11 protein-coding genes, 1 rRNA gene and 1 riboswitch are annotated in these 11,370 nt (G+C 68.5%); of the genes, 11 read left to right on the forward strand and 1 reads right to left on the reverse strand.

Going from position 1 to position 11,370, the window contains the following annotated elements; translation table 11 throughout:
- The 11 genes from rrf to ACZ4N5_RS17780 all read left to right on the forward strand — a co-directional run.
- Nucleotides 1-95, forward strand: a 5S ribosomal RNA gene (rrf, locus tag ACZ4N5_RS17730); the annotation flags it as partial.
- A gap of 172 nt (nucleotides 96-267) precedes the next feature.
- On the forward strand, nucleotides 268-876 hold the full coding sequence (locus ACZ4N5_RS17735; protein ID WP_467757994.1) for a CDP-alcohol phosphatidyltransferase family protein: 609 nt from the start codon (nucleotides 268-270) through the stop codon (nucleotides 874-876).
- 116 nt (nucleotides 877-992) lie between these two features.
- Nucleotides 993-3,488 (forward strand): mannose-1-phosphate guanyltransferase, encoded by a 2,496-nt coding sequence (locus ACZ4N5_RS17740; protein WP_355856702.1) that lies wholly within the window; start codon nucleotides 993-995, stop codon nucleotides 3,486-3,488.
- Between the two features lie 107 nt (nucleotides 3,489-3,595).
- Nucleotides 3,596-4,495, forward strand: coding sequence for a DUF881 domain-containing protein (locus tag ACZ4N5_RS17745; RefSeq protein WP_467757995.1), 900 nt, complete (start codon nucleotides 3,596-3,598; stop codon nucleotides 4,493-4,495).
- Nucleotides 4,492-4,824 (forward strand): small basic family protein, encoded by a 333-nt coding sequence (locus tag ACZ4N5_RS17750; RefSeq protein WP_003988855.1) that lies wholly within the window; start codon nucleotides 4,492-4,494, stop codon nucleotides 4,822-4,824. Before ACZ4N5_RS17745 ends, ACZ4N5_RS17750 begins: the two co-directional genes overlap by 4 nt.
- Before the next feature lie 5 nt (nucleotides 4,825-4,829).
- The gene (locus tag ACZ4N5_RS17755) at nucleotides 4,830-5,675 is read left to right on the forward strand and encodes a DUF881 domain-containing protein (RefSeq protein WP_467757996.1); all 846 of its coding nucleotides are present in this window, start codon (nucleotides 4,830-4,832) and stop codon (nucleotides 5,673-5,675) included.
- A gap of 61 nt (nucleotides 5,676-5,736) precedes the next feature.
- On the forward strand, nucleotides 5,737-6,693 hold the full coding sequence (locus ACZ4N5_RS17760; RefSeq protein WP_467757997.1) for an FHA domain-containing protein: 957 nt from the start codon (nucleotides 5,737-5,739) through the stop codon (nucleotides 6,691-6,693).
- A gap of 42 nt (nucleotides 6,694-6,735) precedes the next feature.
- Nucleotides 6,736-7,488 carry a transcriptional regulator FtsR gene (gene ftsR, locus ACZ4N5_RS17765; RefSeq protein WP_467757998.1) on the forward strand — a complete coding sequence of 251 codons (753 nt, stop codon included), beginning with the start codon at nucleotides 6,736-6,738 and terminating at the stop codon, nucleotides 7,486-7,488.
- A gap of 86 nt (nucleotides 7,489-7,574) precedes the next feature.
- Nucleotides 7,575-8,048 (forward strand): bifunctional nuclease family protein, encoded by a 474-nt coding sequence (locus ACZ4N5_RS17770; protein WP_006123076.1) that lies wholly within the window; start codon nucleotides 7,575-7,577, stop codon nucleotides 8,046-8,048.
- 218 nt (nucleotides 8,049-8,266) lie between these two features.
- The gene (locus tag ACZ4N5_RS17775) at nucleotides 8,267-8,941 is read left to right on the forward strand and encodes a MerR family transcriptional regulator (RefSeq protein WP_467757999.1); all 675 of its coding nucleotides are present in this window, start codon (nucleotides 8,267-8,269) and stop codon (nucleotides 8,939-8,941) included.
- A gap of 72 nt (nucleotides 8,942-9,013) precedes the next feature.
- Nucleotides 9,014-10,717, forward strand: a complete 1,704-nt coding sequence (locus ACZ4N5_RS17780; RefSeq protein WP_467758000.1) for a DNA polymerase IV — start codon at nucleotides 9,014-9,016, stop codon at nucleotides 10,715-10,717.
- Here ACZ4N5_RS17780 and ACZ4N5_RS17785 read toward each other — a convergent pair.
- The gene (locus ACZ4N5_RS17785; RefSeq protein WP_467758001.1) at nucleotides 10,639-11,010 is read right to left on the reverse strand and encodes a PRC-barrel domain-containing protein; all 372 of its coding nucleotides are present in this window, start codon (nucleotides 11,008-11,010) and stop codon (nucleotides 10,639-10,641) included. The two genes, ACZ4N5_RS17780 and ACZ4N5_RS17785, sit on opposite strands and share 79 nt — an antisense overlap.
- A gap of 114 nt (nucleotides 11,011-11,124) precedes the next feature.
- Nucleotides 11,125-11,220: riboswitch (glycine riboswitch) on the forward strand.
- Nucleotides 11,221-11,370: the final 150 nt, after the last annotated feature.

The raw sequence follows: 11,370 nt of genomic DNA on the forward strand, positions 1-11,370 counted from the left end.
AAACGCCCGGTTACATTCCGAACCCGGAAGCTAAGCCTCACAGCGCCGATGGTACTGCAGGGGGGACCCTGTGGGAGAGTAGGACGCCGCCGAACTAAAATTAGAGCTCCGGCTCTTGGGAATTTTTCCCGAGAGCCGGAGCTTTTTTGTTTTCCGCCAATTTTTCTGATGACGTCTCTCCCTTGCCTCCCCCTCTGCGCTGTGGCGCGAGGGCTGCGGGTAAGGTCAGGGGGCATCGTTGGCTCGTTTCCCACAGGAGGCCCCCGGGTGGAGGTCCAGGAGACCCGTGTTCAGACGGACCGGGTCCTCACCATCCCGAACATCCTCAGCATGGCGCGCCTCCTCGGCGTACCCATCTTCCTGTGGTTGATCCTCAGGCCGGAGTTCGGCGGTCCCAAGAGTGACGGCTGGGCGCTGCTCATCCTCATGCTGAGCGGTATCACCGACTATCTGGACGGCAAGCTCGCCCGGCGCTGGAACCAGATCAGCAGCCTCGGCCGGCTGCTGGATCCCGCGGCCGACCGGCTCTACATTCTGTCGACGCTTGTCGGACTCACCTGGCGGGGGATTCTTCCGATCTGGCTGACGGCCGCGCTTCTCGCACGCGAGCTGGTTCTGCTGGTGATGGTGTGGATCCTCCGGCGCCACGGCTATCCGCCCCCGCAGGTGAACTTCCTCGGGAAGGCAGCCACCTTCAACCTGATGTACGCCTTCCCGTTGTTGCTGCTCAGTGACGCGAGCGGCTGGATCGCGACAGTGGGCGCTATTTTCGGATGGGCGTTCGCCGGATGGGGTACAACCCTGTATTGGTGGGCAGGAGTCCTCTACGTGGTGCAGGTCCGCCGGTTGGTCCGGGCGGACACCATGGCCGATTGAGCTCGGCCCGATTGGGCGGCTGTAGTGCCCCGATGGCCCGCGCTCGAAAACTGCGGGACAATCAGGACGGGTGAAGTCGGCTGTACCGTCGTCTCTTCAAGGAGGACGCTTCCGACATGAAGGCCGTCGTGATGGCCGGAGGCGAAGGCACACGCCTTCGCCCAATGACCTCAAGCATGCCCAAGCCGCTCCTGCCGGTGGTGAACCGCCCGATCATGGAGCATGTGCTCAGGTTGCTCAAAAGGCATGGGCTCAACGAGACCGTCGTCACTGTCCAGTTCCTGGCCTCGATGGTCAAGAACTACTTCGGTGACGGTGAAGAGCTCGGCATGGAGCTCACCTATGCCAATGAGGAGAAGCCACTCGGTACCGCCGGGAGCGTCAAGAACGCCGAAGAGGCGTTGAAAGACGATGCTTTCCTCGTCATCTCCGGTGATGCTCTCACCGACTTCGATCTCACCGAACTCATCAACTTCCACAAGGAGAAGGGCGCGCTCGTCACCGTCTGTCTGACGCGCGTCCCCAATCCGCTGGAATTCGGCATCACCATCGTGGACGAAGAAGGCAAGGTCGAGCGCTTCCTGGAGAAGCCGACCTGGGGCCAGGTCTTCTCGGACACCGTGAACACCGGTATCTACGTCATGGAGCCCGAGGTCTTCGACTACGTCGAGGCCGATGTATCCGTCGACTGGTCCGGCGACGTCTTCCCTCAGTTGATGAAGGAAGGCAAGCCCATCTACGGCTATATCGCCGAGGGCTACTGGGAGGACGTCGGCACTCACGAGAGTTATGTGAAGGCCCAGGCCGACGTCCTGGAGGGCAAGGTCGACGTCGAACTCGACGGGTTCGAGATCTCCCCGGGCGTCTGGGTGGCCGAGGGAGCGGAGGTGCATCCCGACGCCGTACTGCGCGGGCCGCTCTACATCGGTGACTACGCCAAGGTCGAGGCGAACGCCGAGATCCGCGAACACACCGTCGTCGGCTCCAACGTCGTCGTCAAGAACGGCGCGTTCCTCCACCGGGCCGTCGTGCACGACAACGTGTACATCGGTCAGCACAGCAACCTGCGCGGCTGTGTGGTCGGAAAGAACACCGACATCATGCGCGCCGCTCGCATCGAGGACGGCGCGGTGATCGGCGACGAATGCCTCGTCGGTGAAGAATCGATCATTCAGGGCAACGTCCGCGTCTATCCGTTCAAGACCATCGAGGCCGGCGCCTTCGTCAACACCTCGGTGATCTGGGAGTCGCGCGGTCAGGCCCATCTCTTCGGTGCCCGTGGTGTCTCCGGGATCCTGAACGTCGAGATCACCCCGGAACTGGTCGTGCGCCTGGCAGGCGCCTACGCGACGACCCTCAAGAAGGGTTCCACCGTCACCACGGCCCGCGACCACTCCCGAGGTGCCCGCGCACTGAAGCGAGCGGTGATCTCGGCGTTGCAGACCAGCGCCATCGACGTACGCGACCTGGAGAACGTACCGCTGCCCGTGGCCCGGCAGCAGACCGCTCGGGGCAGCGCGGGCGGAATCATGATCCGGACGACACCCGGAGTGCCCGACTCCGTCGACATCATGTTCTTCGACGGGCAGGGTGCCGACCTGTCGCAGGGCGGGCAGCGGAAGCTGGACCGGGTCTTCGCGCGACAGGAGTACCGGCGCGCGTTCCCCGGCGAGATCGGGGACCTGCACTTCCCCGCCAGCGTCTTCGACTCGTACACGGGGTCGCTGCTGCGGAACGTCGACACCACCGGTATCGCGGATTCCGGGCTCAAGGTGGTCGTCGACGCCTCCAACGGCAGTGCCGGACTCGTGCTGCCCAGCCTGCTGGGCAAGCTCGGTGTGGACTCCCTGGTCATCAATCCCGGTCTCGACGAGTCCAGGCCGACCGAGACGGCGGAGACGCGGCGGGCCGGCCTGGTGCGGCTGGGCGAGATCGTCGCGTCCGCGCGGGCCGCGTTCGGAGTGCGCTTCGACCCGGTGGGCGAGCGGCTCTCGCTCGTCGACGAGAAGGGGCGGATCGTCGAGGACGACCGGGCCCTGCTCGTCATGCTCGACCTGGTGGCCGCCGAGCGGCGCAGTGGGCGAGTGGCGCTGCCGGTCACCACCACAAGGATCGCCGAGCAGGTGGCGGCCTACCACGGCACGCAGGTGGAGTGGACGACGACGTCGCCGGACGACCTGACGCGGGTCGGCCGCGAGGAGACGACGATCTTCGGCGGCGACGCACGCGGCGGCTTCATCATTCCCGAGTTCAGCGGTGTCTTCGACGGCGCGGCCGCGTTCGTACGGCTCATCGGTCTGGTGGCGCGGACGCAGCTCACGCTCAGCCAGATCGACGCGCGGATTCCGCGGGCGCATGTCCTCAAGCGGGACCTCGCGACTCCGTGGGCGGTGAAGGGGCTGGTGATGCGCCGGGTCGTGGAGGAGGCGGGAGACCGCTTCGTGGACACGACGGACGGCGTACGGGTCGTGGAGACGGACGGGCGTTGGGTGATGGTGCTGCCGGACCCCGCCGAGGCCGTCACCCATCTGTGGGCGGAGGGTCCGGACGACGCCTCCGCGGAGGCTCTGCTCGACGAGTGGGCGGCCGTTGTGGACAGCGCCGGCCGCTGAAACGATCTTCACTCGTGCGTGCCGGACAAGTGTCCCCAAGGGGGCCTGTCCGGCACGTTGGTGGGGCCATTCGGAGGTAGCACCCGCGACGTGCGACGATGTGCGGCATGCCGCAGCAGCCCCCCGTTCGGAGCAGCGCTCCGCGCCCCCCGCGCCCGGACGCCTCCATGTCGCTGCTCACCAACGTCATGGATCACAGCCTCGACGAGGGGTACGCCGAGGCTGCCGCCCGCAGGGAGGCCGAGGGCGCCGGCGGCATGCCGAAGACGGTCCGGGCCAAGCTGGGTCTTGCCGCGGGTCTGGTGCTCGCCGCGCTCGTGGTCACCGTCGGTGCGGCGAACGCTCGGCTGGCGGCCCCCGTCGTCGCCAAGGAGCGCCAGGAGCTCATCGACCGCATCGAGCGCGAGACGACGGCCGCGGACAAGTTGGAGACCGGCGTCGACGCCCTGCGTGCCGATGTGAGCGCCCGCCAGCGTGTGGCGCTGAAGAAGGACGGCGGCGGTGAGCAGGCCGACCTCGTGAGCATTCTGTCGGGTGCCACCGATGTGCACGGACCGGGCGTGAAGCTCGTCGTGAACGACGCGAAGGAAGCCAGCACGGGCGGTGACGGCACCAATCCGCGGGAGACCTCGGGATTCTCCGACACCGGGCGGGTGCGGGACCGTGACATGCAGCGCGTGGTCAACGGCCTGTGGGAGTCGGGCGCCGAGGCCGTCTCCGTCAACGGACAGCGGCTGACCGCCCTGTCGGCCATCAGGGCCGCGGGTGACGCGATACTGGTCGACAACAAGCCGCTGGTGCCGCCGTACACGGTGCTCGCGGTGGGGGACGGCCGGCGGCTCAGCACCAGGTTCCAGAACAGCGCCGACGGGCTCTATCTGCACGCCCTGCAGGAGAACTACGGCATCAGGACCAGCATTTCCGCCGAGGGCGACGTCCGGTTGTCCGCCGCACCGAGTGTGATCGTACGTACAGCAGAGCCGAGCACAGAGAAGGGCACACCGTGATCGCCGTACTGGGCCTCGTCGTGGGAGTCGTGGCTGGATTGTTGGTCCGGCCCGAGGTTCCGGCGGTTGTCGAGCCTTACCTTCCGATCGCCGTCGTGGCGGCGCTCGACGCCGTGTTCGGCGGTCTGCGCGCGATGCTCGACGGCATCTTCGACGACAAGGTCTTCGTGGTCTCGTTCCTGTCGAACGTGGTCGTCGCCGCGCTGATCGTTTTCCTGGGTGACAAGTTGGGTGTGGGTGCCCAGCTGTCCACGGGTGTCGTGGTCGTCCTCGGCATCCGGATCTTCTCCAATGCCGCGGCGATCCGCCGGCACGTGTTCCGGGCGTGAGGCCGATGAGCAACGAGAACGAAGACGAAGCGCCCCAGAACCCGCTGCGCGAAGAGCTGCCCGAAGAGGTCCGCGCGGCCGCGCAGGAGCCCGAACCGGAGACGGCCGACGAGAACGTCGAGACGCCGCCGTCCGGCCGTCAGAGGCTGGTCAAGGGGTTGTGGCCGCCGCGGGTGTCGCGTGCCCAACTCATCGTCGCCGTGCTGTTGTTCGGCCTCGGCTTCGGCCTGGCCGTGCAGGTGGCGTCCAACAGTGACGGCGACAGCGCGCTGCGGGGAGCGCGTCAGGAAGATCTCGTGCGCATTCTCGATGAACTCGACAGCCGGACTCAGCGTCTTGAGGACGAGAAGCAGGGTCTCGAGGATCAGCGCACCGAGCTGGAGAACAGCTCGAACCAGGCCGAGGAGGCCCGCAAGCAGACGATCGAGAAGGAGAAGCAACTCGGCATTCTGGCGGGCACCGTGGCCGCTCAGGGCCCCGGCATCACCCTGACGATCGACGATGTGAAGGGGACGGTCAAGGCGGACATGTTGCTCGACGCCATCCAGGAGCTGCGCGCCGCCGGCGCGGAGGCGATCCAGGTGAACGGCGTACGTGTGGTCGCCGGGACATATCTGGCCGACTCCGGAAGCGGAGTGAAGGTCGACGGGAACAAGATCACCCAGCCTTATCGTTTCAAGGTCATCGGCAAGCCGCAGGATCTGGAGCCGGCGCTGAACATTCCGGGAGGCGTGGTGCAGACACTGGAGAAGGAGCAGGCCACCGTCACGGTGGATCGCTCGACGAAGATCGTCGTCGATGCCTTGCGACCGGCGGAGCGGCCTGACTACGCTCAGTCGTCCTCCCGGTGAACGGCGGTCGCATGGGGGTCGCCGGGCGAGGGCAGGAGGTTGCGGGGGGTCGGCGCACCGAATGGGTGGTGCGTGGTGGAAACTGTCTGGTGGATACGGACGTTGTGAGGATGTCCGGGTCGACCGGTGTGTTCAATCAGGGTTCGTCCTGCCCCACGGGCGGGTCTGTTTCGGTCAAGGGGAATCGCCCGTGAAGTTGTTTGCGAAGTTGTTCGGCAAGAGCACGCGAGAGGACAGTGGCGACAACGCGACTGCCCGTCACCGTGCACCGCGCCAGGGAGACGCGGAGGCCCGGAGCGGCGACCGCCCGCTGTTCCGGGACCAGGTCACCGGTCCCGGTGGTCAGGGCGCGTCGTCTGTTGACCCTGCCCAGCCGGGCCGCATAGGTTTCGGGGAACCGTCAGCCTCAAGCACGGGTGGAGGGTTCGCCTCCGATCCGTATGCGTCCCATGCCCCAGGTGGGCAGCCGCGGCAGGAGGATCCGTCCATGTCGGCCCAGGTGTGTACGAGGTGCGGGAACCGCAACGCGGAGAACAGCCGGTTCTGTTCCAACTGCGGTGCGCCGCTGCGGGGCGGACCGGAGCGTCCGTCGGAGCAGACGTCCACGATCTCCATCTCCGGTATCGAGGCCTACGACGCCGAGGTGACGGGTCAGACGCCCTCGCCGATGCTCTCCCCGGAGGCTCAGGCGGCGGTCGACGCGCTGCCGGTCGGATCGGCGCTCCTGGTGGTGCGCCGTGGCCCCAACTCGGGCAGCCGCTTCCTGCTGGACGGTGAGCTGACCACGGCCGGGCGTCATCCGCAGAGCGACATCTTCCTCGACGACGTGACGGTGTCGCGTCGGCACGTGGAGTTCCGTCGTGTCGCGGACGGTTCGTTCACGGTCGCGGATGTCGGCAGCCTGAACGGCACGTACGTCAACCGGGAGCGGATCGACCAGGTCCCGCTGTCGAACGGTGACGAGGTGCAGATCGGCAAGTACCGGCTGGTGTTCTACGCGAGCCAGCAGGGCATCTGACCCTCCCCCAACTCCGTCCGGGGGGACACCGAGGGAATGTCCATGCTTCAAACACCGAGCGGCGGTGCCGGCAGCGGTACCGCCGCCGCGGACAGTGGGCTGATGAGCATCGGCGCGGTGCTGAGCGTGCTGCGTGACGAGTTCCCCGAAGTCACCATCTCCAAGATCAGGTTCCTGGAGTCGGAGGGGCTCGTCGAGCCGCGGCGGACCCCCTCGGGGTACCGCAAGTTCAGCGTGAACGATGTCGACCGCCTCGGCCACGTCCTGAGGATGCAGCGCGACCACTACCTCCCGCTGAAGGTGATCCGCGAGCACCTGGACGCCCTGGCGCGCGGTGAGCAGGTGCGGCTGCCCTCCGTGGGCCGCCAGCGCGACGCGGGTGAGGGAGAACCCCTCGGCGGGCTCTACGGCGAGCCCGAGGGGCCCACGGCCCGGGTGGGCCGCGCCGAGCTGCTGGCCGCCGCGGAGATCGGCGAGCAGCAGCTCCAGGAGTGGGAGTCGTACGGGCTGATCGGGCCTCTGCCCGACGGTGTGTACGACGCCGAGGCGGTGACCGTCGCCGCGCTCGTCGTCGAGCTGGGACGCTTCGGCATCGAGCCGCGCCATCTGCGGGCGATGAAGGCCGCGGCGGAGCGTGACGCGGGGCTGGTGGACCAGGTGGTCGCCCCCCTGCGGCGCCACCGCAATCCGCAGACCCGGGCGCACGCGGAGGCCCGTACGAAGGAACTCGCGGGCCTCACGGTGAAGCTGCACGCGGCGCTCGTGCAGACCGCGCTGGGAGTGCGGCTGCGCTGATCCGGGGTACCGGCGCGGGCTGCGGATCGTCCACCCGTTCTGTGCCCGACTACCCAAACGTCCCGGGCACGGCCTAGGGTTGCTGTGTGAACGAGCTCGATGTCGTAGGTGTCCGGGTCGAGATGCCCTCCAACCAACCGATCGTGCTTCTGCGTGAAGTGGGAGGCGACCGCTACCTCCCCATCTGGATCGGACCGGGGGAGGCGACGGCGATCGCCTTCGCTCAGCAGGGCATGGCCCCCGCACGACCGCTGACCCACGACCTGTTCAAGGACGTGCTGGAGGCCGTCGGCCAGGAGCTCACCGAAGTACGCATCACGGACCTGCGCGAGGGCGTCTTCTACGCCGAGCTCGTCTTCGCCAGCGGGGTCGAGGTGAGCGCCCGGCCGTCCGACGCCATAGCGCTGGCCCTGCGCACCGGAACGCCGATCTACGGCAGTGACGGGGTGCTCGACGACGCGGGTATCGCGATCCCGGACGAGCAGGAGGACGAGGTGGAGAAGTTCCGCGAGTTCCTCGACCAGATCTCGCCCGAGGACTTCGGCACCAACAGCCAGTGACGCGGGCGAACGGAGGGCCGCTGCGGGCGGCATTTGCCCGCGGCGAGTGTGGTGTGCCGCGGCCCGCGCCGAGAGGATTCGACTAGCCTTTCCCCGCGGTAGGGCACGGGAAACCACCCTTAGGGTGATTATCACTCGGCGTGCCGAGTGTGGCGATCGTTGACGCGCCCCTGGTGACTGCCTACCGTCGAGAAGGCAGGTCAAGGACGGAGGTCGGCGTGAGAAGCAGCGGCGACGGTACGGCTGGGGGTGCTCCCGGACGCGGTCCGGGGGAGAGTGGCCCGTACCCTCCCCCAAGCTCTCGGCTCGGCTCGAGCAGGGGGTACCCCCATCATGGCGGCGCGGCCGATCACGTTGCGCGGCGGCCGACAGCAGTGCCCGGTGAGGGAGGGGCTGTTCCCGAGGAGGTCGGTTACCGAGGGCCCACGGCGTGCGCCGCCGCGGGCATCACCTACCGGCAGCTGGACTACTGGGCGCGGACCGGACTGGTCGAGCCCAGTGTGCGTCCCGCCTACGGGTCGGGGACGCAGCGCCTGTACAGCTTCCGGGACGTGGTGGTCCTGAAGATCGTCAAGCGGTTCCTCGACACCGGGGTGGCGCTGCAGAACATCCGCACCACGGTCCAGCACCTGAGGGAGCGCGGCTTCCAGGACCTGGAGCGCATGACGCTGATGAGCGACGGCGCGACGGTCTACGAGTGCACCTCGCCCGACGAGGTGCACGCGCTGCTGCAGGGCGGCCAGGGTGTCTTCGGCATCGCCGTGGGCGTGGTGTGGCGGGATGTCGAGAGCGCCCTGTCGCAGTTGCACGGAGAGCGCGTGGACACCGGTGAGACGCTCCTCGGGCACAATCCCGCCGACGAGCTGGCGCGCAGGCGCAACCGCGCGGTGTGACGCGCGGCTTTCGATGACGTGATGCCCCGGCGTGCCGGGGCATTGTCAGTGGCGTAGGGCAGCATCGGAGATGTGAGAACCGCGCCCACGATCCTGCATCTCGACATGGATGCCTTCTTCGCCTCGGCGGAGCAGGCGTCCAAGCCGAGCCTGCGCGGGAAGGCCGTCGTCGTGGGCGGGCTCGGACCCCGTGGAGTGGTCGCCACCGCCTCGTACGAGGCGCGCGTCTTCGGGGTGAACTCGGCGATGCCCATGGCCCAGGCCCGCAGGCGCGCACCGAACGCCGCCTATCTCGTGCCGCGCTTCGGGCTCTACCGTGAGGTCAGCGAGCAGGTGATGGGGCTTCTGAGGGCCCTGTCGCCGCTGGTGGAGCCGCTGAGCCTGGACGAGGCGTTCGTGGACCTGGAGGCGGGCGGGACGGCCTGGGACGACGCCTCGGCGCGGCTGGCCGGTGCCAAGCTGCGCGCGGACATCCGGGCGGTCACGGGGCTCACGGGGTCGGTGGGGCTCGCCGCCTCCAAGATGCTGGCGAAGATCGCCTCGGAGCAGGCCAAACCCGACGGTCTCGTGGTGATCGAGCCGGGCACCGAGCGCGCGCTGCTGGGGCCGATGCCGGTACGGACACTGCCGGGTGTGGGGCCGGCCACCGGCGACCATCTGCGGCGGGCCGGCATCACCACCGTCGAGGAGCTCGCCGAGGCGGGCGAGGACGAGCTGGTACGGCTGGTGGGGAAGGCTCACGGGCACGCGCTGTTCGCGATGGCGCTGGCCCACGACGAGCGGCCCGTGGTGGCCGAGCGGGAGACCAAGTCGGTGTCGGTCGAGGACACGTACGACGTGGACATCCACGACCGCGTCCGGGTGGAGCTGGAGGTGCAGCGGCTCGCGGACCGGTGTGTGCGGCGGCTGCGCCGGGCCGGGCTGTCGGGGCGGACCATCGTGCTGAAGGTGCGCAGGTACGACTTCTCGACGCTGACCCGGTCCGAGACGCTGAGGGGGCCCACGGACGACCCCGGTGTCGTCCGGGAGGCCGCAGCCCGGCTGCTGGAGGGCGTGGACACTACCGGCGGCGTGCGCCTGCTGGGGGTAGGTGTCTCCGGGCTCGCCGACTACACGCAGGAGGACCTGTTCGCGCAGGCGCAGGCCGCTGCCGTGGGGGACCTGGCGGCCGAGGAGCGTTCCGCGGACGAGCCGGCCGAAGAGGCCGCCGGGGAGGTACCGCCCGCGGAGCGGCGGTGGCCCTCCGGGCACGATGTGCGCCATGCCGAGTTCGGGCACGGATGGGTACAGGGGAGCGGGCTGGGGCGGGTCACGGTGCGGTTCGAGACGCCCTGGTCCGATCCCGGCCGGGTGCGGACCTTCCGGACGGACGATCCGCAGCTGGAGCCGGCGGACCCGCTGCCCCTGGTGGAGCGAAGACCGGAGGATGCCGAAGGGCTCCCGGCCGGTTCCGAGCCGGTGGTGTCAGAAGCCGGGACGCAGGGTCCGGGCCGGGACGCGGGCCCAGACGCGGACGCGGGCCCAGACCCAGATCTAGACGCGGACGCGGGCCCAGACCCAGACGCGGGCCCTGACCCAGACCCAGACGCGGGCCCTGACCCGGGCCCAGACGCGGGCCCAGACGCGGGCCCAGACGCGGGCCCTGACCCGGGCCCAGACGCGGGCCCGGGTCCGGACGCGGGCCCGGGCCGCAGGGCTCAGGCGTCCTCCGTGCCCGCTAGCCGGCCGAAGTCCCGGTCCGGCGGCGGCGGAGGGGACGCCACGTCGAGACCGTAGTGGTGGTAGAGCTGGAGTTCCTGTTCGGGGGAGAGGTGACGCCCGACGCCGAAGTCGGGGGCGTCCTTGATCAGCGCTCGGTCGAAGGGGATACGCAGGGTCCCCTCGACGATCTCGCTGGGCTCCAGGGGCACGAAGGCATCCCTGCTGAACAGCCCGGTGCGTATGGCCGCCCACTCCGGGACACCGGTGGCGTCGTCGAGATAGACCTCGTCGATCGTGCCGATCTTGGTGCCCTTGCTGTCGAACGCCTTGCGGCCGATCAGGTTGCGCGGATCGATGTCGGTCTGCACGGTCCCTCCAGTGGTCGCAAACTCATCCGTAAGTACTACAAAAGAGCACATTTGTGAAGGCGGCCACTCGAAGGCTGATGTCTTGTCCTCGCTGGTAGGCTGGCAGACGGCTGCTGATCCCGTGCGGGAGAGTCCTCCAGATTTCACCGGAGGCGCCGAAGGAGCAAATCCTCCCCGGAATCTCTCAGGCTCACGTACCGCACGGACGAGGTCACTCTGGAAAGCAGGGCGGGTGTCGATGGCTTCCGCTCTCACCGACGGTGAAAGCCGGACCGTCCGAGGACGATCCGGTGAAACTCTCAGGTTGAGATGACAGAGGGGGAGGCCGTCGGGGTACCCGTGCCGGGGTGCCCCTCGAAG

The sequence above is a fragment of the Streptomyces sp. NPDC026500 genome, from assembly GCF_055567635.1.